The 23,458-nt window shown below is 53.1% G+C and carries 25 protein-coding genes; 11 read left to right on the top strand and 14 right to left on the bottom strand.

The window, feature by feature from the left end; translation table 11 throughout:
• Nucleotide 1: 1 nt before the first annotated feature.
• From motB to flhD, 4 genes are all read right to left on the bottom strand, one after another.
• Nucleotides 2-931 (bottom strand): flagellar motor protein MotB, encoded by a 930-nt coding sequence (motB, locus tag APU11_RS21145; protein ID WP_013096052.1) that lies wholly within the window; start codon nucleotides 929-931, stop codon nucleotides 2-4.
• The gene (gene motA, locus APU11_RS21150) at nucleotides 928-1,815 is read right to left on the bottom strand and encodes a flagellar motor stator protein MotA (RefSeq protein ID WP_008500417.1); all 888 of its coding nucleotides are present in this window, start codon (nucleotides 1,813-1,815) and stop codon (nucleotides 928-930) included. The genes motB and motA overlap by 4 nt, the downstream gene beginning before the upstream one ends.
• A 123-nt stretch (nucleotides 1,816-1,938) precedes the next feature.
• Nucleotides 1,939-2,517, bottom strand: a complete 579-nt coding sequence (gene flhC, locus APU11_RS21155; RefSeq protein ID WP_013096051.1) for a flagellar transcriptional regulator FlhC — start codon at nucleotides 2,515-2,517, stop codon at nucleotides 1,939-1,941.
• 2 nt (nucleotides 2,518-2,519) lie between these two features.
• Complete coding sequence (gene flhD / locus APU11_RS21160) at nucleotides 2,520-2,870, bottom strand: flagellar transcriptional regulator FlhD (RefSeq protein ID WP_013096050.1); 351 nt, start codon at nucleotides 2,868-2,870, stop codon at nucleotides 2,520-2,522.
• A 794-nt stretch (nucleotides 2,871-3,664) separates the two neighbouring features.
• Between flhD and uspC the strand changes: the two genes are divergently transcribed.
• The gene (gene uspC / locus APU11_RS21165) at nucleotides 3,665-4,093 is read left to right on the top strand and encodes a universal stress protein UspC (protein ID WP_029882593.1); all 429 of its coding nucleotides are present in this window, start codon (nucleotides 3,665-3,667) and stop codon (nucleotides 4,091-4,093) included.
• 15 nt (nucleotides 4,094-4,108) lie between these two features.
• Here uspC and otsA read toward each other — a convergent pair whose 3' ends face one another.
• The 5 genes from otsA to araF all read right to left on the bottom strand — a co-directional run bounded on the left by otsA (nucleotide 4,109) and on the right by araF (nucleotide 10,064).
• Entirely contained in the window at nucleotides 4,109-5,533 is a 1,425-nt protein-coding gene (otsA, locus tag APU11_RS21170; RefSeq protein WP_013096048.1) for an alpha,alpha-trehalose-phosphate synthase, read from the bottom strand.
• Complete coding sequence (otsB, locus tag APU11_RS21175; protein WP_058650813.1) at nucleotides 5,508-6,311, bottom strand: trehalose-phosphatase; 804 nt, start codon at nucleotides 6,309-6,311, stop codon at nucleotides 5,508-5,510. The genes otsA and otsB overlap by 26 nt, the downstream gene beginning before the upstream one ends.
• Nucleotides 6,312-6,487: 176 nt before the next feature.
• Nucleotides 6,488-7,474: an L-arabinose ABC transporter permease AraH gene (gene araH, locus APU11_RS21180; RefSeq protein WP_013096046.1), complete on the bottom strand. Its 987-nt coding sequence runs from the start codon at nucleotides 7,472-7,474 to the stop codon at nucleotides 6,488-6,490.
• A gap of 14 nt (nucleotides 7,475-7,488) precedes the next feature.
• Entirely contained in the window at nucleotides 7,489-9,003 is a 1,515-nt protein-coding gene (araG, locus tag APU11_RS21185) for an L-arabinose ABC transporter ATP-binding protein AraG (RefSeq protein WP_058650814.1), read from the bottom strand.
• Between the two features lie 71 nt (nucleotides 9,004-9,074).
• Nucleotides 9,075-10,064 (bottom strand): arabinose ABC transporter substrate-binding protein AraF, encoded by a 990-nt coding sequence (gene araF / locus APU11_RS21190; RefSeq protein WP_028027935.1) that lies wholly within the window; start codon nucleotides 10,062-10,064, stop codon nucleotides 9,075-9,077.
• 799 nt (nucleotides 10,065-10,863) lie between these two features.
• Between araF and APU11_RS21195 the strand changes: the two genes are divergently transcribed.
• Nucleotides 10,864-11,367 carry a non-heme ferritin-like protein gene (locus APU11_RS21195; RefSeq protein ID WP_058650815.1) on the top strand — a complete coding sequence of 168 codons (504 nt, stop codon included), beginning with the start codon at nucleotides 10,864-10,866 and terminating at the stop codon, nucleotides 11,365-11,367.
• A gap of 154 nt (nucleotides 11,368-11,521) precedes the next feature.
• Nucleotides 11,522-12,865, top strand: coding sequence for an anaerobic C4-dicarboxylate transporter (locus APU11_RS21200; protein WP_058650816.1), 1,344 nt, complete (start codon nucleotides 11,522-11,524; stop codon nucleotides 12,863-12,865).
• Nucleotides 12,866-12,912: 47 nt separating this feature from the next.
• Here the strand turns inward: APU11_RS21200 and APU11_RS21205 are convergent, their stop codons facing one another.
• The 3 genes from APU11_RS21205 to APU11_RS21210 all read right to left on the bottom strand — a co-directional run bounded on the left by APU11_RS21205 (nucleotide 12,913) and on the right by APU11_RS21210 (nucleotide 14,117).
• Entirely contained in the window at nucleotides 12,913-13,164 is a 252-nt protein-coding gene (locus APU11_RS21205) for a DUF2766 family protein (RefSeq protein ID WP_023620128.1), read from the bottom strand.
• A 107-nt stretch (nucleotides 13,165-13,271) separates the two neighbouring features.
• Complete coding sequence (gene azuC / locus APU11_RS28205; protein WP_014832437.1) at nucleotides 13,272-13,355, bottom strand: stress response protein AzuC; 84 nt, start codon at nucleotides 13,353-13,355, stop codon at nucleotides 13,272-13,274.
• Nucleotides 13,356-13,478: 123 nt separating this feature from the next.
• On the bottom strand, nucleotides 13,479-14,117 hold the full coding sequence (locus APU11_RS21210) for an RpiB/LacA/LacB family sugar-phosphate isomerase (RefSeq protein WP_013096040.1): 639 nt from the start codon (nucleotides 14,115-14,117) through the stop codon (nucleotides 13,479-13,481).
• Between the two features lie 254 nt (nucleotides 14,118-14,371).
• Here APU11_RS21210 and yecR point away from each other — a divergent pair, with 254 nt between their 5' ends.
• Both yecR and ftnA read left to right on the top strand, forming a co-directional pair.
• Nucleotides 14,372-14,710: a YecR family lipoprotein gene (gene yecR / locus APU11_RS21215; RefSeq protein WP_013096039.1), complete on the top strand. Its 339-nt coding sequence runs from the start codon at nucleotides 14,372-14,374 to the stop codon at nucleotides 14,708-14,710.
• Nucleotides 14,711-14,905: 195 nt separating this feature from the next.
• Nucleotides 14,906-15,403 (top strand): non-heme ferritin, encoded by a 498-nt coding sequence (ftnA, locus tag APU11_RS21220; protein WP_013096038.1) that lies wholly within the window; start codon nucleotides 14,906-14,908, stop codon nucleotides 15,401-15,403.
• 36 nt (nucleotides 15,404-15,439) lie between these two features.
• Here the strand turns inward: ftnA and APU11_RS21225 are convergent, their stop codons facing one another.
• Complete coding sequence (locus APU11_RS21225) at nucleotides 15,440-15,781, bottom strand: hypothetical protein (protein WP_058650817.1); 342 nt, start codon at nucleotides 15,779-15,781, stop codon at nucleotides 15,440-15,442.
• A 249-nt stretch (nucleotides 15,782-16,030) separates the two neighbouring features.
• Between APU11_RS21225 and tyrP the strand changes: the two genes are divergently transcribed.
• Nucleotides 16,031-17,242, top strand: a complete 1,212-nt coding sequence (tyrP, locus tag APU11_RS21230; RefSeq protein WP_029882588.1) for a tyrosine transporter TyrP — start codon at nucleotides 16,031-16,033, stop codon at nucleotides 17,240-17,242.
• A gap of 31 nt (nucleotides 17,243-17,273) precedes the next feature.
• On the opposite strand, the gene APU11_RS21235 is transcribed toward tyrP, so the two are convergent.
• Nucleotides 17,274-17,942 carry a YecA family protein gene (locus APU11_RS21235; protein WP_013096035.1) on the bottom strand — a complete coding sequence of 223 codons (669 nt, stop codon included), beginning with the start codon at nucleotides 17,940-17,942 and terminating at the stop codon, nucleotides 17,274-17,276.
• Between the two features lie 422 nt (nucleotides 17,943-18,364).
• Between APU11_RS21235 and APU11_RS21240 the strand changes: the two genes are divergently transcribed.
• The 5 genes from APU11_RS21240 (at nucleotide 18,365) to APU11_RS21260 (ending at nucleotide 23,371) form a co-directional block, all read left to right on the top strand.
• Nucleotides 18,365-19,486 carry a branched-chain amino acid ABC transporter substrate-binding protein gene (locus APU11_RS21240; protein WP_029882586.1) on the top strand — a complete coding sequence of 374 codons (1,122 nt, stop codon included), beginning with the start codon at nucleotides 18,365-18,367 and terminating at the stop codon, nucleotides 19,484-19,486.
• A 99-nt stretch (nucleotides 19,487-19,585) separates the two neighbouring features.
• The gene (locus tag APU11_RS21245; RefSeq protein WP_020687620.1) at nucleotides 19,586-20,500 is read left to right on the top strand and encodes a branched-chain amino acid ABC transporter permease; all 915 of its coding nucleotides are present in this window, start codon (nucleotides 19,586-19,588) and stop codon (nucleotides 20,498-20,500) included.
• Nucleotides 20,501-20,511: 11 nt separating this feature from the next.
• Nucleotides 20,512-21,786: a high-affinity branched-chain amino acid ABC transporter permease LivM gene (livM, locus tag APU11_RS21250; protein ID WP_014832446.1), complete on the top strand. Its 1,275-nt coding sequence runs from the start codon at nucleotides 20,512-20,514 to the stop codon at nucleotides 21,784-21,786.
• A complete protein-coding gene (locus APU11_RS21255; protein WP_058650818.1) occupies nucleotides 21,783-22,658 on the top strand; it encodes an ATP-binding cassette domain-containing protein in 876 nt (291 codons plus the stop codon). The genes livM and APU11_RS21255 overlap by 4 nt, the downstream gene beginning before the upstream one ends.
• Nucleotides 22,655-23,371 (top strand): ABC transporter ATP-binding protein, encoded by a 717-nt coding sequence (locus APU11_RS21260; RefSeq protein WP_013096030.1) that lies wholly within the window; start codon nucleotides 22,655-22,657, stop codon nucleotides 23,369-23,371. Before APU11_RS21255 ends, APU11_RS21260 begins: the two co-directional genes overlap by 4 nt.
• Nucleotides 23,372-23,458: the final 87 nt, after the last annotated feature.

Raw genomic sequence — 23,458 nt, forward strand, 5'->3', positions numbered from 1 at the left:
ATCACCTCGGATTGGCTGGTGGCGATGTTGGAACGGCAGCCGAAGGAACGGCCCCAGGCTGTTTTAAATCGTCCAGTGACTCATTCTGACTTTCGGCGTTTTCATGCAGGATGGCCTGCTCCGCCTGCTGGTTCAGCACTAAAAGACTGATACGACGGTTGATGGCGTCATCCGGCCCGCGGTCAGAGACACGCATGGTTGCTGCCATGCCGACCACGCGCAGTACCTTGCCATCATCAAGCCCACCCGCCACCAGCTCGCGACGCGAGGCGTTGGCACGATCGGCAGAAAGCTCCCAGTTGCTGTATCCCTTCTCGCCCGTGGCGTACGGGAAGTCATCCGTGTGGCCTGACAGGCTAATGCGGTTTGGAATACCGTTCAGCACCGGCGCAATGGCGCGCAAAATATCGCGCATATAGGGTTCAACCTCGGCGCTACCGGTTTTGAACATCGGGCGGTTCTGGCTATCAATAATCTGGATACGCAGCCCTTCCTGCACCAGATCGATCTTCAGATGCGGTCGCAGCGCGCGCAGTTTCGGGTCCGCTTCAATCAGCTGATCGAGATCGCCGCGCAGTTTCTTCAGACGCGCCTGCTCCATCTTTCTCTTCAGCTCGTCGATGTTCGGCTCTTTTTTCACCTCACCCTGCTTCTGAGTGTAATCATCGCCGCCGCCGGGGATCGGGCTGTCACTGTTAGAGATACGCGGCCCACCAGAGACCGCAGTCGCCAGCGGCGTACGGAAGTATTCCGCAATCTGAATCAGCTCTTTCGGGCTGGAGATCGAGATCAACCACATCACCAGAAAGAAGGCCATCATTGCGGTCATAAAATCGGCGTAGGCAATTTTCCAGGAGCCATGCGCACCGTGCCCATGCCCCTTATGCTTGCGCTTTTTTACGATGACGATCGGATGGGACTGGTTTTTCATGCGTCCTCAGTTGTCGTCTGTTGGTTTGGGTTTTTCACCGCACGCACGTGTTCTTCAAGCTCGATAAACGACGGACGCTCGCTGGAGTAAAGCGTTTTACGGCCAAACTCAACCGCGATCGGTGGCGCATAACCGTTGAGGTTAGAGAGCAGCGTAATCTTCACGCATTGCATCATTTTGGTGGTTTCCGCGCTCTTCTGACGCAGAACGCTGGCCAGTGGAGAGATAAAACCATACGCCAGCAAAATACCGAGGAAGGTCCCCACCATGGCGTGGGCAATCAGCGCCCCCAGCTCTGCCGCCGGGCGATCCGCCGAGGCCAACGCGTGAACAACCCCCATGACCGCCGCCACGATACCGAAGGCCGGCAATGAGTCCCCCACCAGCGCCAGGCTGTTGGCCGGCACTTCGGATTCGCTCTCGTGGGTTTCGATCTCTTCGTCCATCAGCGCTTCAATTTCGAAGGTATTCATATTGCCGCTGATGATCAGGCGCAGGTAATCGACAATGAAATCCAGCATCATGGCATCGGCAAGAATGCGCGGGTAGCTGGCAAAAATCTCGCTCTCTTTCGGGTTTTCGATATCCCGTTCCAGCGAGAACATCCCCTGCTGGCGCGACTTCGCCATCAGGCGATAAAGCAGAGCCAGCAGATCCATATACATGCTTTTGGTGTATTTCGAGCGACGGAACAGCAATGGAATAGCTTTCAGCGTCCCCTTGATCGATTTCCCGTTGTTACCAACGATAAAAGCCCCTACCCCTGCGCCGCCGATGATAATAAGTTCAGCCGGTTGATAGAGTGCTCCAAGGTGCCCGCCGGTCATCATGTAACCGCCGAAAACTGTACCGAGAACTACCAGGTAACCTAATAAGATAAGCACGACATCATCCTTCCGCTAGTGACTATGGCAAGGACGTTCAGCTCGCAGCGTTTACCGAATCCAGGATAAAAAAAAGCAGCGGTAATGGCTTACCGCTGCTGGAATCTTTCCCACACGTTCGGGTTAAACAGCTTGTTCGATCTGTTCATCCAGCAGTTGTGGAATAATATCGGCAGCATCCCGGGAAAGTTTACGTCTTTTTACTGCACGGGATGGAGGCTGACATAAACTACAGGCGAAGCTGCCTGCAGGCTGATGAGCATGGGTAATGAAATTGCCATCGCAGCAGTTGCAGCGCGACAATTCAAGCATTCCGCTCTCAACAAAACGCACCAGCGTCCATGCGCGGGTCAGCGCCAGCAGGGGACCCTCTTCCTGCTGTGGGCATTGTTCAAGGTAAAGTTTATACGCTTTGATCACGGCATCGACGCCGCTACACAAACCGGTTTTGAGAAGGTACTGCCAGGCATTACAGAACATGGAGGCGTGAATGTTCTGCTCCCAGGTCATAAACCAGTCCGTTGAAAACGGCAACATTCCTTTCGGTGGGGGACTACCACGTAACTCTTTGTACAGTTTGATGAGACGACCACGGCTCAACTGAGTTTCGCTTTCCAGCATTTGTAAACGAGCACCCAGTGTAATCAGCTCCATGGCCAACTGTATGTCACGCGCTTCCTGAACAATGCTTTTCTCGCTCATTTCTACGCTCTTTTTTTACGGGCTGCGTCATCAGGCTGGCTGATTTCGTTGAGCAAGCGGGTGGAGAGAAGAATACCGGTATGGATCTGTTGCAGATCGTCCACACGAGATTCCTGTGTCAGCCGCGTGATAGTCTGAGGATTATCGAAGCGGAACTGGCAAACCAGTTGATTCGTTTCAGCCAGTTTAACCATTTGCGGCAGGGTTAACCCGCCCAGCATGGTTGCCATCTCTTCGTTAATACCCAAACGAAACATCGCGGACGCTTTGTCCTGACTAATCAATCGCTGCGCGAGCAGTAAATATGACAGGTTGATGTCATAGATATGTTTTAGCAACTCGGATGTATGCATTTTTCCCATCCCGAATAACCAACTATTATTTTTATGCGGAAAGACCGCACCCCGTGATGTCGCCGGGAAAACACCCGGTATTTAAAAAAAAGGCTAAATGCATAGTTGAATTTAGGTTTGTATTCTGCAAAACGTGCACCAACGAAGCGCGGATGCGCTTCTTACATGTTTTATCATTTCTTACAAATAACTAAGATTTTTCCTAATTCGACGCAAACTCTACTCGTCAGTTTTGACACATACAATGCAGCCATCCTCAAATTTAAAAAAAATGTGATCCATGTCACATAATTTAAGTGAATATCATCCATAAATCCATCAGTGAGACTTGTAATTTGTTCATTTTTTAACCAATCAAGACCATTTTATATTCTTTATGGACGAATACTCATGCAGAAGTGCGAACAGAAGGCGCATGGCGATTGCTTTTTTGAGCAATAGCGACTACCGCAACAATTCACACGCTATACATCTCAGGGCCACATTTTCATTACCTATGAAAAACATACAGTTATGCTTGAGGGGTGAAAAATTTGTTTCAAAGCGTGATCATTCACATTGCGTCTATAACGCTTTAAAACGATTTAACATCACGCGCATCAAAATGTGTGATTTACGTTAAGTTGTTAATTTTTTTCATTTGCACGCGGTTTGCCGTTATTCTTCTTATAAGAATAATTAATGAATAATTATGAGAAGCTTCACACTAATGTCGTATTCACCTCTTGCAGAAGTGCTGATTTCGCGGTAATGCTGACACAGACGCGGTTTTTCAGACAGCTAAGGAGTGCGTGATGAGTTACTCCCATCTTCTTGTTTCTGTTGCAGTTTCACCGGAAAGTCACCAACTCGTTGCCCGGGCGGTGTCCATCGCCCGCCCGCATAATGCGCGCATCAGCTTAATTACCCTTGCGGCCGAACCCGAGATGTACAATCAACTGGCAGCCCCCATGCTGGAAGATATTCGTGAGGTATTACAGGAAGAAACGCAGCAATTTCTGCAGGAGCTGGTGGAGAAAGCGCAATATCCCATTTATCAGACCGTCATTGCGACAGGTGAACTGAATGCGCATATTCTCGACGTATGTCGCAAAGAGAAAATTGATTTAGTGATATGCGGTAATCATAACCAAAGCTTTATTTCACGGGCGGCCTGTGCGGCGAAATCGATAGTCGCCTCAAGCCTGGTTGATGTGCTGTTGGTGCCTCTTGGGGGTCGTTAAACCCCCAGAGGAATATCACGCCAGTTTAGGGAAAGTCGCGATCTTTTTTTGCAGAACGCCTTCATGGCTTTGCGGCTCAATATTACGCAAATCGCGAATAAAACGTGCCTGCCAGTGATTAATATCGTTCTCGCGGATCGTATCCATCATTTCCGCATGACGGGAAATACGCTCCGTCAGCGGCATCGTCAGAGCACGGTTGAGCGCGTTCGCCACATCATCCCGGTCGTAAGGGTTCACGATGAGCGCTGAAGTAAGTTCGTTCGCGGCTCCCGCAAACTGAGAAAGCACCAGCACCCCCGGATCGGCCGGATCTTGCGCCGCCACATACTCCTTTGCCACCAGGTTCATCCCGTCGCGCAGCGGTGTTACGAGGCCGACGTCAGCATAGCGGAACACCTTCATCAGGATCTTACGGTCAAAGTGTTGGTTCAGATAAAACAGCGGCGTCCAGCCCAGCTGACCGTAGCGGCCGTTGATGCGCCCTGCTTCCGTCTCCAGCTGATGACGAATATCCTGATAGGCCTGCACTTCCCCACGTGACGTAGGTGCAATCTGCGTATAGCGGATTTTACCGTGGTGCTGCGGATATTTATCCAGCAGCGTTTCATACGCCAGGAAGCGCTCCGGCAGCCCTTTGGAGTAGTCGAGACGCTCCACCGAGAAGATATTCTTCACGTGTTTCAGCTCGTTTTTAAGCTGCGCCAGCTTCGGCGGCAACGGACCAGACGCCTGCTCAGCAATCTCATCCGGCTCTATCCCAATCGGATAGACTTCGGTGTGGAACGTTTTACCCCAGGCCGTATGCGTTTTGCCCCCTTTCGTCATCAGGCGTGTTTTGCCCGATACCGAATCCAGGAACGCAATGCGGTCATTCTCAGTCTGGAAGCCCAGCAAATCGTAATCACACAGCGCTTCCAGCAGTTCTTCATGCGGCGGCAGCGCGGTAAAAATTTCCGGTGTCGGGAACGGAATATGGAGGAAGAAGCCGATGCGGTTGTTGACTCCGCGTTTTCGCAGCTCACGGGCGAAGGGAAGCAGATGATAATCGTGGATCCATAAAATATCGTCTTCCTCGATTAAAGGCAGCAGTTTATCCGCCAGTAGCGCATTGACGCGGCTGTAGCCTTCAAACGATTCTCGCTGAAATTTGACCAGGTCCAGACGGTAGTGGAACGCGGGCCACAGCACGGCATTCGAGAACTGGGAGTAGTACTCGTCATAATCTTTCTCTTTCAGGGCGAATGACGCCCAGGTGATGTTGCCGCGCGTCACCTTTTTAAGTGGTTTTTCTTCCTCACTGATGTCACCACTCCAGCCAAACCACAGCCCGCCAGCAGCTTTTAAGGCACCTAATACCCCCACCGCCAGCCCACCTGCACTGGCTTTTTTATCGTCAGGCGGTGCGATACGGTTAGAGACGACGACTAAGCGACCCATAATGGTTTCCCCCTTTGTTTTGCGCTATTTGTTGTTGTTGCTGGTTAGCGATGTCAGATATCCACTGCCAGACGCTGGCCACATTTGCCAGACGCCATTCGGCTTCAGTGTCACCAGGCCCAACCTTCACGGAGATCCCTCCGGCCTGATTCACTACACGAAACCCGGCCTCATCGGTCAGGTCATCCCCAAGAAAAACGGGCGTCCGGCCCTGGAAAGGCGGCGTTGCCATAAACGCGGCGATCGCAGCCCCTTTATTGATCCCTTTCGGTTTAAGCTCCACGACGCATTTACCCGGCTGCAGCGCCAGCTCAGGATGCGCCTGCGCGACCCTGGCGGCGAGCGCAAGCACGGCCTCTTCATGCTGCGGTGCCTGGCGATAGTGCAAGGCAAAGGCCATCCCTTTGGCTTCCAGCTCCGTGCCCGGCAGTTCAGCCAGTGCAGCAGCGAGCTGCGCCTGCAGCTTTTCGATTAATGCATCGGGGAGTGAAACGATGTGCTTGTGATCATGGATGTCGCGGCGCTCCGCTCCGTGTACACCGGCCAGCGGAAAGTGGTAAGGACTGGCGAGCAAATCCAGCTCGGCCATTGAGCGCCCTGATATCAATGCCAGTGCTCCCTCATTCATTTGCGAGAGCTGATGCAAATCCTGTAATACCGCCTCCGGGATAACCACCTGGTCGGGGTGCGGTTTTATCCCGGCGAGCGTGCCGTCGAGATCGAAAAAGAAAGCATAATGTCCGGGCAGTACAGGCGGTGCGGTTAACAAGTCAGCCACCCTGGTCCTCCTTACGGTTTACGAGAGGTAAACGCCTTTACCTCTTTCATAGCCATGTAAGTATAGACAGTGTGACGTCGCTCGCCATTTGACAACCGCCCCGCCAGCGGAACTGGCGGGGCGGTTCAGGCGTCAACTAAGGTTATTAGTTGAGCAATTAAAAGGCAGGAAGAAAGTTACACGGTACGCTTCGCTTTTTGCTTGTAACGGTCGAAAATCACGGCTGCGAGCAGGATCAGGCCACGAACCACATACTGGGAGAACGGCGAAATATTCAGCAGGTTCATGGCGTTCTCTACCGTCCCCAAAATGAGGATACCGGCCACCACATATGAGATTTTTCCGATGCCGCCCTTCAGCGAAACCCCGCCCAACACGCAGGCTGAAATGACGATCAGCTCGTACCCGATGGAGGTCATAGGCTGGCCGCTGGTCATGCGCGATGCCAGAATAATCCCCGCTGCCGCCGAGACCAGACCGGAGAGCACAAAGATAATGATCTTGGTGCGCACCACCGGTACACCCGCCAGCCGCGCCGCTTCCTCATTACCGCCGATCGCCAGGGTATTTCGGCCAAACGTGGTGCGGTTAAGCAGGAAGCCGAACAGGATCAGACAGGCCACCGTCAGCCAGATTGGCGCAGGCAACCCCAGCCAGTTCGCATAGCCCAGGGTGAAGAAGCGCTCGTCTTCAATCCCCACCGCTTTACCGTCGGAGATGATATAGGCCAGACCGCGCACAATCTGCATGGTCGCAAGCGTGGTGATCAGGGCGTTAATCTTCAGGCGGGCAATCACAAACCCGTTAACCAGACCGCTGATAACGCCCAGCAGCAGACCCGCCAGCACGCCAATCCACAGGCTTTCGGTCATGTTGATTACCACCGCCGTGGTGACGCCAGCACAGGCAATGACGGAGGCCACTGACAGGTCGAAATCGCCCGAGGCCAGACAGAACAGCATCCCGCAGGCCACCATACCGGACATGGAAATGGCCAGCCCCAGCCCTTTCATATTAATGAAGGTGGCAAAGTTGGGCACAAAGATCGCGCAGGCGACAAAGAGTGCGGCAAAGACCACCAGCATGCCGTACTGATCCCAGATGCGGCCAAAACTGAAGGCCGATTTCGATTTCGGCGCTCCGGATGTAGTAACAGAGGACATCATTAACTCCTTACTCAGGCGACAGCCTGGCTAACTTTCGGCATGGCGAGACTCAACGCCTGTTGTTCATTCGCCTGTTCATGAAGCAATTCACCGGCGATTTCGCCCTCACGCATCACAACAATGCGGTCGGCCACGCCGAGTACCTCAGGCAGATCGCTGGAGGCGAACAACACCGCCACACCGCGTTTTGCCAGCTCATAGATCACGTTATAAATTTCGTGTTTCGCCCCCACATCGATGCCGCGCGTTGGCTCATCCAGCAAAATGACCTTCATATCCTCCGACAGCCAGCGGCCTAAAATCGCCTTCTGCTGGTTGCCGCCGGAGAGATTCATGATCAGCTGTTCCGGGCCCGGGGTTTTGATGTTCAGCGAACGGATATGGTGATCGGCGTTGCTCTCCTCCCAGCCGTCGTTGATCAGGCAACCGGCGCGAATAAACTTCCGCCGCGCGGAAATATTGATGTTGTCACGTACCGAGTGCACCGGAATAATGCCCTCCGCTTTGCGGTCTTCCGGGCAGAGCATCATTCCGGCCTGGATGGCATGTGCGGGCTTCTGGATATCGACCCGCTGCCCGTCAATGGATACCTGCCCTTCGGTGATGCGCGTACCGCCAAACAGGCCTTTCATTAACTCGCTACGCCCTGCGCCCACCAGACCAAACAGCCCGACAATCTCCCCGCTGCGCACCGAGAGCGAGATCGGCGTTCGCACGCCCGGCGCTTTAACGTTTTCCAGCTTCAGGCGCTCAGGGCCGTATTCGCGTGGCTGCCAGTGATAGATATCTCCCAGCTCGCGGCCAACCATCGCCTGAACGAGCTGGTCATGATTGACCTGCTCCATATCGGTAAAGGTGCGCACGTACCGGCCATCTTTAAAGACGGTGATGGCATCGCTTAAGGCAAAAATCTCTTCCATACGGTGCGAAACATACAAAATAATGCGGCCTTCTTTACGCAGCTCGCGGATCACCCGGAACAGGTTTTCGATTTCACGCGCGGAAAGCGAGCTTGTCGGTTCGTCGAAGGCAATGATCTTGGCGTTACGCGCCAGCGCCTTGGCAATTTCTACCATCTGCCACTGGCCGATGGAGAGATACTTCAGTGGTGTCTGGGGATCGACATCCAGACCCAGATGTTTCAGCTGCAGCCCCGCTTCGTAATTAAGTAGCGACCGGTTTACCACGCCGCTTTTGTGCGGGAGCTGGCCTAAATAGATGTTTTCCGCCACCGTCATCTCAGGGATCAAATGCAGTTCCTGATAGATGATGGCCACCCCGGCGTTGAGCGCAGCGGTGGTATCAGCAAACGCCACCTCTTCGCCGCGAATGGCCAGCGTGCCGGTGGTTGGCATATAGTTGCCGCTGAGGATTTTCAACAGCGTGGATTTTCCGGCGCCGTTTTCGCCCATCAGGGCGTGAACCTGACCGGCATAGCAGTCGAAGCTGATATCGGTCAGCGCGTTAACACCGGGGAAGGTTTTCCCGATACCGCGAAAAGAGAGATACGGATCAGACTGTCGCATAACGTCTCCGTGATTCCTGTAGTGTGTACGTCTGGCCCCTCGCGGTTCGCGAGGGGCACAATCACCGCGTATTACTTACCGCCCAGTCCTTTTTTCGCCAGCTCCTCTTTGAAGTTGTCGCGGGTGATCAGCACCACGTCGGTCACTTCAGTAAACTTCGGCGGTTCCACCCCTTTGGTAACCCAGTTGTAGAGCATTTCGCTGGATTTATAGCCGTGTACGTCCGGGCTTGGCAGCAGTGAGCCGTAGAAACCCGTCGCCTGCGCTTTAGAGAGCTCACTCACCGCGTCAACGCCGTTGATGCCGATACCGATCACATCAGGCGCTTTGAAGCCCTGACCTTCCGTTGCGCGTACGCCGCCCAGGACGGTGTTATCGTTCATGCCGACCACCAGCCAGTGTTTCACCTCTGGATGTTGAACCAGCATGGAGTTGGCGGCGTCGAAGGCCCCCGGAATGTCGTTGGATTTTGTCGGCACTTTATAGATCTGTTTTTCCGGGAAGCCGGCCGCTTTCAGCGCGTCCATTGACCCGGTGGTACGACGGCGGGCGGTATCCAGCTCGTCGGCGGTGATGGCCATCACGGCGGTATCTTTCACATCCCAGCCGCGTTTCTGCATCTCTTTATAGAGTTCCTGGCCCTGACGTTCGCCAATTTTGGTGGCCGCCATCATCACCAGCGGCACGCTGTCCATCGGTTTGCCCTTGGCGTTGACGAACTGATCGTCAACCGCAATGACCTTCATGTCGTAACCGCGCGCTTTGGCTGCAATTGCAGAGCCCAGTTTGGGATCCGGCGTACAGATAACGAACCCTTTCGCCCCGCTGGCCGCCAGGCTGTCGATAGCGTTCAGCGTTTTTTCACCGTCAGGCACGGCGATTTTAATGACTTCAAATCCTAAATCTTTCCCGGCCTTATCGGCGAATTTCCATTCGGTCTGGAACCAGGGTTCTTCCGGCTGTTTTACCAAAAAACCGAGTTTTAAATTCTCAGCGATAGCGGATTGTGACATAACGGCAGCCAGACCGATGGCCGCCAGCGCTTTAGTAAATTTGTGCATGGTAAACTCCAGCATTAGCGTTCTTTTCTGTAGGGAATATTTGCGTACTTCTTATTTAATCGGACTTAAAACAAGGCATTAGCGCTTACCTCGTCATAAGCGTTAGTGCTGATGATAGTTTTAGCGGGAAATTAATCATCCATAAGAGAGCGCCATCACACCGCAGAATTACAGTAATTGCGTACATAAATTCAGCGAAAAATGACATAAAAACGGCAGTATTTGTCGGACAAATGAAACCGAGATAAGCAGAATTATCCATAAGATCAGCTAAGAAATCCCTGATACCCAAACCCCCGCGCTCCGGGCGCGATCGCGGTACGGCGTTACCATCATCGGGAACTGTGTAGCACTGGCGTTGCCGCAAAATATATTTTATGGCGTTATTCTGCGAAAATTGATTTAGCGCAATTTAGTCGGCGCATCATATATTTGAAATAGTTAATCCTGAATTAACTATTTCTCAGAGCATTATTCCAACTCACTATTCCCAGTGGGTAAATATCGATATTAAAATAGGTAAAAACTATTAATTTCAAGGCATTAGATAAATCTTATTTTATAACAACATGTTGTTATTTTTGTACTATATTAAATTTTGTAATGTATGGTAAAACGCACCAATTAAGAGTTTTCTTAAACACCGAGCAGGGGTATGCTTATTTATATCGAACACAGGAAGTGATTATTCGGTCGACTTTTGTCACTGCAGAAATGCTTTTCTGCCACTTACTCGTCTTAACCTGCCCGTTCAGGTTTTGTTACGGACATCACACTAACAGTCTATAAGGATATTGGTATGACTACCCAAACGATGATGCAAAAACTCAATGCGCAGATGAACCTGGAGTTCTATGCGTCGAATCTGCACCTCCATTTGAGCGAGTGGTGTTCTGAGAACCGTCTCAACGGTACCGCCACTTTTTTTCGTACCCAGGCACAAAGTAACGTCACCCATATGATGCGCGTCTTTAACTTTATGAAAGGCGCAGGGGCAAATCCTATCGTCAAAGCCCCGAATGCAATTAATGGGCACTACTCCTCGCTGGAGGAGTTATTCAGGAAAACACTTGAAGAGTATGAGCAACGCTGCGCCACGCTGAATAAACTGGCGGATGAAGCCAGAGCACAGCATGACAGCGCAACACTGCAGTTCCTGCGCGATATGGACAAAGAGCAGCAGCAGGACGGCATTTTGCTTAAAGCACTGGCGGATGAGCTCCGCAACGCGCAACAGTCCGGGTTATGCCCGGAACAGACCGACCGTCACCTGCTCGATCTGGTAACAGTACAGCACCACTAAGCTTTTCGCCTGCTCCCGTTCGGGAGTGGGCCTCTTTTTCACAGCCAACCTCCTGCTTTTTAAAAGATTTAACAAATCAGATCTCGCTCTCAATGATTATCCATACAACATGTAATGATTTATTTAATTACATAATTAATGACGAGGGAGCATCATGATCACCATTGAGTTTATTGTCATCCTCCTGTGCCTGCTGACAGGCACGCGTTTTGGCGGGATGGGACTGGGGCTGATAAGCGGTATCGGTCTGTTTATTTTGACGTTTATCTTTGGTCTGCAGCCCGGTAAACCGCCGGTTGATGTGATGCTGACCATCCTCGCTGTGATCGGGTGTGCGGCCACCCTGCAGACGGCAGGCGGGCTGAATGTGATGATGCAATTTGCCGAGCGCCTGCTGCGCAAGCATCCTCAGCACATCACCCTCCTCGCCCCCTTTACCACCTGGATGCTGACCTTTCTCTGCGGTACCGGCCATGTGGTGTACACCATGTTCCCGATTATTGCCGATATCGCCCTGAAAAAAGGGATCCGCCCGGAACGTCCGATGGCCGTGGCGTCGGTGGCATCGCAAATGGCGATCACCGCCTCCCCGGTCTCCGTTGCCGTGGTGTCGCTGATTTCCATTCTGGCCGCCCAGCATGGCATTGGACACGCGTGGGGGATCCTTGAAATTCTCGCCGTGTCAGTTCCCGCCTCGCTGTTCGGTGTGACCATTGCCGCCCTGTGGAGTTTACGCCGCGGGAAAGATTTAGCTGATGACATGGAATTCCAGGAAAAGCTGAAAGATCCAAAACAGCGCGAGTTTATCTACGGCGGAACCGAGACGTTGATGAATCAACGTTTTCCGAAACAGGCCTACTGGTCAACGTGGATTTTCTTCGCCGGGATCGCGGTGGTGGTACTGCTCGGGGCATTGCCTGAACTGCGTCCGGCATTTGATGTGAAAGGCAAAATGACGGCGCTGTCGATGAACCTTGTCATTCAGATGATGATGCTCATTGCGGGTGCGGTGATGCTGGTCACCTGCAAGGTCAATGCAGCGACCATTTCTAACGGCGCGGTCTTTAAAGCCGGAATGGTGGCGATTTTCTCGGTGTTCGGCGTCGCGTGGATGAGTGATACCTTTTTCCAGGCGCATCTCGACGAGCTAAAACTGGCGCTGGAAGGGGTCGTGAAAAGCCATCCGTGGACCTACGCCATCGTGCTTTTCCTGGTCTCTAAACTGGTGAACAGCCAGGCGGCAGCGCTGACGGCCGTGGCGCCGATGGGGTTAATGCTGGGTATCGATCCGAAAATGCTGATCGCTTTCTTCCCGGCGTCGTATGGCTATTTTGTTCTGCCTACCTACCCAAGCGATTTGGCCTGCATCGGGTTTGACCGTTCAGGGACAACTCGTATCGGCAAATTTATTATCAACCACAGCTTTATTCTGCCGGGGATAATTGGCGTGAGCTGTGCGTGCGCGGCGAGTTATCTGCTGGTACAGACTTTCTTTTAAACGCTTTCGGGCGACAGGCACTGTCGCCCTTCTCACGTTGCGCGCTATCAGTGAGATTCACTCTGCGGCGTGAATCTCAGCTCAATCAGCGCGATGGCTTTCTGGATCGCCCGAAGCGTAACCGGGTCAGCCGCAGCGGGATGGCTGGAAAAATCGATGTTTTTCAGCTGGGTAGACATCTTCTCACGCACTTCCACCGGCGCGATAACATCTAAGACATCAAGGATCTGTTTGATGACCAGCTGGCATGCGACAACATCAGATACCAGTTCCTGATCGGCGCTCAGGTTTTGAGACATGGGGTTTCTCCTTATTCAAAGGCCGCCATAGTAACAAAACACGCCCCCTTTCATCTCCCTTCTGGTGGTTGCAGGCATAAAAAAACCTGCCGAAGCAGGTTTTTTTATCAGAACATCGCGCCAGGCGGCACGTCTTTGAAGGTGTTGCAGTAGTTAGCCCACATGCTTTTGAGGATTTTGCGCAGTTTCATTGTGATGCTCCATTAACTTGTTATACAACTTTATCGTCAATGTGCCTATAATATGACCACTATCACAAAAATCAATATTTTTGTGACTCACATCACAATTTTTTCTGTATTCAACTACGCGTGTTAGCCGACAATCTCGCGCACGAAAGCCTCGATCTCTTTGTCCTGACAGTTTTCAAAGAAGCACTGCTGGAAGCGCTGGCCGGAAACGGCGGTTTTTACCAGCTCAGGATCGATTGCCCGCAGCGTGTCCAGATAGTTCTCTTTGACCACAGCCGCTTTCACCTGATTCAGGATCCCCGCATTACGTACCTGAGGCTCTTTGCGCTCTGGCGGATAACCTTCTCCCTTGCGGCCGGTGAACGCTTTTTCGAAGATAAAGCGAACGTTCAGCTCTGCACCCCAGCCGAAGCCTTTGGCAAACGGCAGGGCAAGCGCGTTACCGTTGTTAATCTGGGCGAAGAGAAACGCATCTGCAGGGTCGATACAGTAACCGCAGATCACGCCCGGGTGGATGTTCAGCGACATCAACGCCCCCTGGCCCGTTCCACACCCAGTCACCACAAAATCAACGGCCTTCGCATTGAGCAAAATGCTCGCCATGATCCCCAGATGGATATAGGTCAGATGATGGTCGTTCTCATCGCTCATGCCAACGTTATACACCGGGAACCCTTTTTCATCGGCGACCGTTTTTAACTCTTTCAGAATCACTGGATTTTTTGCGGCCTGGCTGTTTTCCATCATCAGTGCGATTTTCATTGTCTCTCTCCTGAATGCGTTGCGGGCGAGCCCATCATGGATACCTTTTCATCTTCACCCTACTATCACACAAACGCACTTTCAAATTAAATGAAAGATTGTTTTAAAAAACCAAAGAGGACTCACATTTTTGTTGATGACAGGTCTGAGCCCGGCCCGTTGCAAAGAGAAAGGGCAGATTGTCCGGCTATTCAGGGCATTGCGGCGGACAGCGAGCGGTACGATAACGTATTTCCCTCCACTCAGAGCGAACCATGAAAAGAGTCTTCGTTGTCGGCACGGTCCTGCTGCTCGCGGGATGTAGCATCAACCGCCAGGCACAGGTGAGCAGTCTGGATGCGCCAAATGGCATAGTCCGCCTCGACTATGGTCAGGCCGCCCTACAAAACGCCTGGTCTGATGAATATGTGAATAACGGCACCGCAACCAAAGCGTGCCAGGGCATGGGATATGCCACCGCCTCCTCCTATGGGCAGCCCATTAAAACCTGCACCCTGATTAGCGGCTCACTGTGTCTGAACGAGAGCGTGACTATTCAGTACAAATGCATGGGTTATGCTGTTAAACCAGCCACCAGTAATCCGTGGTATTAATCTGTGCTGCCAGTTTTGGCTGGCAGCTCGTTAAAATAAATAATTCTCATTTATAAATATAAATATCGCCAATGCGTTTTATTCCCATTCGTATTTTTAAATAAACAAATATTTATTTTACGTTTTGCATATAATTAAATAACAAATTATAGTGTCGCTCATTGTGAACCAGAAATAATAAACCGGAGCGTCACCATGCTGAAAACTGAAATGATCGACAAGCTCAATGCACAAATGAATCTTGAGCTTTTTTCCTCCCTGCTCTACCAGCAGATGAGTGCCTGGTGCAGCTATCACAGCTTTGAAGGTGCCGCCGCGTTCCTGCGTCGTCACGCTCAGGAAGAGATGACCCACATGCAGCGTCTCTTTGATTATCTGACAGATACCGGCAGCCTGCCGCGCATTGATAACGTGGCATCACCGTTTGCGGAGTATGGCTCACTTGATGAACTCTTCCGCGCTACCTACGAGCACGAGCAGCTGATCACCCAGAAAATTAACGAACTGGTGCATGCGGCAATGACCAGCCAGGATTATCCAACCTTTAATTTCCTGCAGTGGTATGTGGCCGAACAACACGAAGAAGAGAAACTGTTTAAATCGGTTCTGGATAAATTATCGCTGGCCGGTAAAACCGGTGAAGGTCTTTACTTTATTGATAAAGAACTCTCTACGCTTGATACCCAGAATTAATATCGATACGGCGCTGACTTTCAGCGCCGTATTTTTTTACATGCAACCTGCGCAACTGGTGCAGCGCCAGTCATACGGATTTACGGCCTGGAAAAAGTACCGGTAGTTTGCCGCCTCAAGCGGGATCCCGGCGTCGAAGAATAAATCCGTCAGCCAGTCCACGTTTTCGATTATCCACTCATCCTCTTTTAACCCCTGTGCAAAGGTCTCATCCTCAGGATCGATAATCGAATAAATCGCCCATGTGCCCATATCCTTTTCACGTCGGGATTCCGGCAACGTCAGCGCCGTATTCTGCCAGCTGATGATCCAGTGGCCGTGACATAGCAAATTGCCTCCCCGGCTCCAGGCCGCTGTGAATGGATTTTCCCCCGCCATCAGACCCTCATTTTATTTTATGTTTTGCAATTTTTGTTTAAATTACGCCTGATTTTCACGCGATCCTATTGTCCTTATGAAGTAGCCTTACACCTCCGAAGGATCAGAGAGTTACCTGAAGAGCCTCGCCCGGCTAAAATCGTAAAGTTAAAGTTACACTTCTTGTAACGGTGATTTGACGAAATACGGCTTTTCCCTTACTCTGCGCCGCAGATTTTGTCGCGATCGTGAAGCGTTGTAGAGGAAAGCGTGAAAAACAGAACCCTGGGAAGTATTTTTATCGTCGCCGGAACGACGATTGGCGCAGGAATGCTGGCGATGCCGCTGGCCGCCGCGGGCGTCGGATTTGGCATGACATTACTGCTGCTGGGTACGCTCTGGGCATTAATGTGTTACACCGCGCTGTTGCTGCTTGAGGTTTATCAGCACGTCCCCGCCGATACCGGGCTGGGTTCGCTTGCGGCACGCTATCTGGGCCGTTACGGACAGTGGGTGACAGGCTTTAGCATGATGTTTCTGATGTACGCCCTGACCGCTGCATATATCAGCGGTGCCGGGGAATTGATCGCTTCCAGCGTCAACGACGGGTTCGGTGCTGACATTACGCCAGCGACGGGGGCCATCTTCTTTACGCTCATCGGCGGCGGCGTGGTCTGTGTGGGCACCTCGCTGGTCGATCTGTTTAACCGTTTTTTATTCAGCGCCAAAATTCTTTTTCTGATTGTGATGCTGGTTCTGCTGGCACCGCATGTTCATAAGGTTAACCTGCTGACGCTGCCGCTGGAAAAAGGCCTGGCGCTTTCCGCGATCCCGGTCATTTTTACCTCATTTGGCTTCCACGGCAGTGTGCCAAGCATTGTCAGCTACATGAACGGTGATATTCGCAAGCTTCGCCGCGTGTTTGTTATCGGTAGCGCCATCCCGCTGATTGCCTACATTTTCTGGCAGCTGGTGACGCTGGGCAGTATCGACTCTTCCACCTTTATTGGCTTGATGGCGGAACACGCCGGTCTGAATGGTTTCTTGCTGGCGCTGCGTGAAGTGGTAACTTCTCCACACGTTGAGCTGGCGGTGCATCTGTTTGCCGATCTGGCGCTGGCCACCTCCTTCCTGGGCGTGGCGCTCGGTCTGTTTGATTATCTGGCAGATCTGTTCCAGCGTCGCAATTCCGTCACCGGCCGCTTACAGACAGGGGCGATCACCTTCCTGCCTCCGCTGGCCTTTGCCCTCTTCTACCCGCGCGGGTTTGTCATGGCGCTGGGGTATGCGGGGGTGGCTCTATCCATCCTTGCCCTGCTGCTCCCTTCTCTGCTGGCGTGGAAGAGCCGCCAACAGCATGCCCGGCAAGGGTACCGGGTGGCAGGTGGAAAGCCGCTGCTGTGCATTGTGTTTGCCTGCGGGGTCGTCATTATTCTGGTGCAATTTTTAATTGCGGCGGGAATGCTGCCGGAAGTGGGGTAAAAAAAAGGGGCTATCGACAGCCCCTTTTTTATCAGTGTAAGCAACAGCTCTTAAACTTCTTCCCGCTGCCGCACGGACACGGATCGTTACGCCCGACCTTTGTGCCGTTAACAATCGGTTTCTTCGCTTCCGGTTGCTGTGGGTTAGCAGACCAGTAGTCGTATAAGCGCAGCGCCGCTGGCTGGATACGCTCAATGCTGGCGATGTACTCCTCTTCGCTCAGCGCGTCCAGCTTCTCGCTGTTCTCTTCTGAGCCGTGAAGCGCGATGACATCCAGATCCGCTTTCAGCTCTTCTGGCAGTGCAGACCAGTCGGTCAGCGACACGCCGCGCATATAGCCATAACACCACTCTTCCACAACGGTGTAGCTCTGGCCGTCCACGTCGTTATAACCAAACATCGGCTCAAACTGATCCGGGTATTCGCTCAGGCGCTCAGCAATGTCGTTCATATGCTTAAAGCAGAGATCGATAAAACGGTTCATTTCTCGATCGTTTTTCCAGCGCGGGATATATTTCTCGCCGCCCCATACCGCCACCAGCCAGGTGTCTGGCTCGACAACCACGGGGCCGGAAAGCACTGCCGTAAGCATGCCGTCCAGTTCGGACACGTCAATCACGGACGCATCGTCATGACCGTAAGACATTAACGTCTCTTCCAGCCACGCCATTTCGCTTTCATTTAATGGGCCTTCAGTCATTGCTGACACTCCTGATCAAAAAGGAAAGGATCCTAGCACATATCGTACGCCTTTCCCGGCGGAAGTTACGGGAATTATTGCTGCAAAAACGTGCAAATCGTGACCCTTGCACAACTTATGGGCTTTATTGTTAACGAGATGTGATCTCCGCTGTAATTTCAGTGCGTCCCGCAAGGCTGCGTACAACGGCGCTCTATACTCAACATGTCGCAACGCCGTCAACAGGTTAACCATTCTGGCAACGATTTTGCTTAATCTTCAGCACGCGACACTGCGCATGGAAACCTCGCCGTATTAAGCAGGATGCTGACCGTATCTTGTTCGTAACATCATTTTTCTCGCTCGTGTTTTTGATTGGCTGCGCCGTCGGGCGTTCGGGTTTACACCGTGGTGCAAAAACCTCATTGCTAAGGAACACAATAATGTCGCTGAAATTAATCAGAACTCCTCTTTCTCTTGTGTTGGCCGGTTGTCTGGTGACGGCATTTTCCGCCCGGGCAGATATTGTCATTGGCGTGGCCGGGCCATTTACAGGCCCCAATGCCACCTACGGCGATCAGTACTGGCATGGCGCAACACAGGCAGCAGAGGACATTAACGCCGCAGGCGGGATCAACGGTGAAAAAATTAAGCTGGTTCAGGGAGATGATGCCTGCGAGCCCAAGCAGGCCGTTGCCGTCGCCAACCGTTTAGTCGACCAGGATAAGGTCAACGCGGTGGTCGGTCATTTCTGCTCCTCGTCCACCATGCCCGCCTCTGAGGTGTACAGCGACGCGGGGATCATCGCCATCACGCCTGGCTCCACCAACCCGCAGATTACCGAGCGCGGCATGAGCGATATGTTCCGCATGTGCGGCCGCGATGACCAGCAGGGTCAGGTCGCCAGCGATTTCATTATCGACAAGCTGAAAGCCAAACGGGTGGTGATCATTCACGACAAAGACACCTACGGTCAGGGGCTAGCGGACGCCACCAAAGCCGCACTGGCAAAACGCGGCGTGCAGGACGTAATGTACGAAGGGTTATCCCGCGGTGAAAAAGACTTTAACGCCCTGGTCACCAAAATTGGGGCGCAAAAACCGGACGTCGTCTTCTTCGGGGGCTGTCACCCTGAAGCCGGCCCGCTGGTTCGCCAGATGCGTGAACAGGGCGTGCAGGCAAAATTCTTCTCCGGCGACTGTATTGTCAACGAAGAGATGGTGACCGCGGCGGGAGGCCCCCAATATACCAACGGCATCTATATGACCTTCGGTAAAGATCCGCGCCTGATCCCGGACGGTAAAGCGGTAATTGAGAAATTCCGCGCCGGTAAATTCGAACCGGAAGGATACACCCTCTACTCCTATGCCTCCGTGCAGGCTATCGCCGCGGCATTCAAGGCGACGGGCGGCAAGGACTCAGCCAAAGCCAGCGAATGGCTGAAGGCTAATTCCGTCGATACGGTGATGGGCAAAAAAGCCTGGGACAGCAAAGGCGATCTGAAAGTCTCTGACTACGTGGTGTATCAGTGGGACGACAAAGGAAAGTATAAGGAAGTGCCGTAACGGGACGGAGTCACGCTCAACGTCGGCAGGGCCGCCTGCCGACGCAAACAACACATCAGGCTGCGCGGTTTATGCGGCCGTTATAAAGAGCGCGCTAAGATGAGTACATTCTTCCTGCAACAGTTAATTAATGGCTTAACGCTGGGCTCCGTCTACGGTCTCATCGCCATCGGTTATACGATGGTGTACGGCATCATCGGCATGATTAACTTCGCCCACGGCGAAGTGTATATGATCTCTGCCTATCTCTGCGCGATTGGCCTGGCGCTGCTCTCCTTCTTCGGCCTGCAGTCGTTCCCTCTACTGATCCTCGGCACGCTGGTATTCACCATCGTGGTCACCGGAGTGTATGGCTGGACCATCGAGCGCATTGCCTATAAACCGCTACGCAACTCCACCCGTCTGGCACCGCTGATCTCCGCCATCGGCATGTCGCTTATCCTGCAAAATTACGCGCAACTGAGCCAGGGGCCGCGTCAGCAAGGGGTTCCCACCATGCTGGACGGCGTGATTCGTCTGCATCTGGGAGAGGGGTTCGTGCAGATTACCTATACCAAAGTATTCATTCTGGTCGCCTCCTTCGCCGGGATGCTATTGCTCACCTGGATTATCAGCCATACCCGGCTGGGACGCATGTGTCGTGCGGTACAACAGGATCGAAAAATGGCCTCCATTCTGGGGATAAATACCGACAGGATTATTTCTCTGGTATTTGTCATCGGCGCGGCAATGGCCGGTCTGGCGGGGGTGCTCATTACCATGAATTACGGCACCTTTGATTTCTACGTCGGGTTTGTGATTGGTATCAAAGCCTTTACCGCCGCGGTGCTAGGAGGGATCGGCTCTTTGCCCGGCGCGATGCTCGGCGGGCTGATTCTGGGGGTGGCCGAAGCTCAGTTTTCCGGCATGGTGAACTCGGACTACAAAGATGTGTTCTCGTTTGGGCTGCTGGTCATGATCCTGATTTTCCGCCCTCAGGGGCTGCTCGGCCGCCCTGTCGTGGCCAAAGTGTGAAGGAGAAAACGATGACATCACACGGTTTCTCCCTCAAGCGCTGCCTGCTGGACGCGATGTTTTCCGGGCTGATCGCATTGATTATTTTTGGCCCAATTGCGGGCGTGGTACTGGACGGGTATAGCTTTAACTTTGCCGGACAGCGCCTGGCCTGGATGGTTGGCACGGTGATGGTTGGGCGTTTTCTGCTGAGCGCTTTTTTAAGTACCGCTGCCGGGGCCCGCTTTCAGGCGCGGTTCGAAGCCGACAGCGCGGGGGTATATGTTCGCCCGCCGGAATACAAAAGCCGTCTGCGCTGGGTTATTCCTCTGGCGATCGCCCTTGCGATCTGCTTCCCGTTTGTCGCCACCAAATACCTGCTGACGGTTGCTATCCTCGGGCTGATTTACGTCCTGCTCGGCCTCGGCCTGAATATCGTCGTGGGTCTGGCCGGACTGCTGGATCTGGGGTATGTCGCCTTCTACGCCATCGGTGCTTACGGGCTGGCGTTGGGGTATCAATATCTGGGACTCGGATTCTGGAGCATGCTGCCGCTGGCGGCAATTATGGCTGCGGCTGCCGGTGCCCTGCTCGGCTTCCCGGTGCTGCGCATGCACGGCGACTACCTGGCGATTGTGACGCTCGGGTTCGGGGAAATTATCCGTCTGGTGCTGAACAACTGGCTAACCTTCACCGGCGGGCCTAATGGCGTGTCAGCGCCGCCGCCTACGTTTTTCGGACTGGAGTTTGGTCGACGCGCCAAAGAAGGTGGCGTGCCATTTCATGAATTTTTCCATCTGACGTACAACCCGAATATGAAGTTTATCTTTATTTACGCGGTGCTGTTTCTGGTGGTGCTGCTGGTGCTTTATATCAAGCATCGCCTGACACGAATGCCAATTGGCCGGGCATGGGAAGCCCTGCGGGAAGATGAAATCGCCTGCCGCTCCATGGGCCTCAACCATGTGCTGGTTAAGCTTTCGGCCTTTACGCTGGGCGCGTCAACGGCCGGGATTGCGGGCGTGTTCTTTGCCACCTATCAGGGTTTTGTGAATCCAACCTCATTCACCTTTTTTGAATCTGCGCTGATCCTCGCCATCGTGGTACTGGGCGGCATGGGCTCTACGCTCGGAGTCGTGCTGGCAGCCTTTGTGCTCACCGTGACACCCGAGCTGTTGCGCAGCTTTGCTGAGTATCGCGTCCTGCTGTTTGGCATGCTGATGGTAGTGATGATGATCTGGCGTCCGCGCGGGTTGATCCGCATTAACCGCAGCGGGTTTGCCGTGCGTAAGGGCGTGGCGCCATGAATGGAACGATTTTAAGCGTAGAGCACCTGATGATGCATTTTGGCGGGATCAAGGCGCTTAATGACGTCAATCTCGACGTGGAGCGCGGTTCAATTACCGCCCTTATCGGCCCAAACGGCGCTGGCAAAACCACCGTCTTTAACTGCCTGACCGGCTTCTATAAAGCGTCCGGCGGGAACATTCTGTTTAATGCACGCAACAGAACGACCAACGTCATTCAGGTACTCGGGCAAAAATTCCAGCCGGACGACTGGATTCACCCTGCACAGTTGGGGCAGCGCCTTTTCTATAAGATGTTTGGCGGGACGCATCTGGTTAACCGCGCCGGGCTGGCACGCACCTTCCAGAACATTCGTCTGTTCCGCGAGATGTCGGTCGTGGAAAACCTGCTGGTCGCACAGCATATGCGCGTTAACCGTAATTTGCTCGCCGGGATCCTCAATACCCCCGCTTACCGACGGGCAGAGAGCGACGCCCTGGACAGGGCCTTCTACTGGCTTGAGGTGGTGGATCTTGTGGAGTGTGCCAATCGCCTGGCGGGCGAGATGTCCTACGGCCAGCAGCGGCGTCTGGAAATCGCGCGCGCCATGTGCACCGGACCAGAGATGATCTGTCTGGATGAACCCGCCGCCGGGCTCAACCCGGTTGAAACGCACAAGCTGAGCAACATCATCCGTTTTCTGCGCGACCATCACGGCATTACGGTACTGTTGATTGAACACGATATGGGAATGGTGATGGAGATTTCGGACGACATCATTGTGCTCGACCATGGAGACGTCATCGCCAGGGGAAAACCCGAGCAGATCCAGCATGATGAAAAAGTGATCGCCGCGTATCTGGGCACCGATGAAAGCGAGGTCAATCTATGAGCGAACCGATGCTGGCCTTTCGCGAGGTGGACGTGTTTTACGGCGTGATCCAGGCGCTGAAACAGGTAACCCTTGAAGTAAACAAAGGGGAGACCGTGGCGCTGATAGGCGCTAACGGCGCGGGTAAATCGACATTACTGATGTCTATCTTCGGCCAGCCGCGTATTCGCAGCGGGCAGATCGTGTTTTGCGGAGAGGACATTAGCCATAAATCGACCCACTATGTCGCCTCCGAAGGCATTGCCCAGGCGCCGGAAGGACGACGCATTTTTCCCGATATGACCGTGGAGGAGAACCTGCTGATGGGGACCATCCCCATTGGCAGCCAGTTTGCAACGGAAGATATGCACACCATGTTTGACCTCTTCCCTCGCCTCAAAGAGCGGCGTAAACAGCGCGCGATGACCATGTCCGGCGGGGAACAGCAGATGCTGGCTATCGCCCGGGCGCTGATGAGCCGCCCTAAACTCCTGCTGCTGGATGAACCCAGCCTCGGTCTGGCGCCGATTGTGGTGAAACAGATCTTTCAGACGCTGCGCGAACTGGCCCGCAACGGGATGACCATTTTTCTGGTAGAGCAGAACGCGCACCACGCGCTGAAGCTTTCTGACCGCGGCTACGTGATGGTTAACGGGCAGATCCGCCTGAGCGGCAGCGGAGAAGAGTTACTGGGGAATCAGGAGGTGAGGAAGGCGTATTTGGGCGGGGTGTGATTTGATATGAAAGGAATCATTAAAAGTAATTTCATATAAATAACAATGAGATATTCACGACAGGTATAGCACGCAATGCCTTGAGAC

The organism is Enterobacter sp. 50793107 (assembly GCF_001463365.1).
Taxonomy (GTDB): Bacteria; Pseudomonadota; Gammaproteobacteria; order Enterobacterales; family Enterobacteriaceae; genus Enterobacter; species Enterobacter cloacae.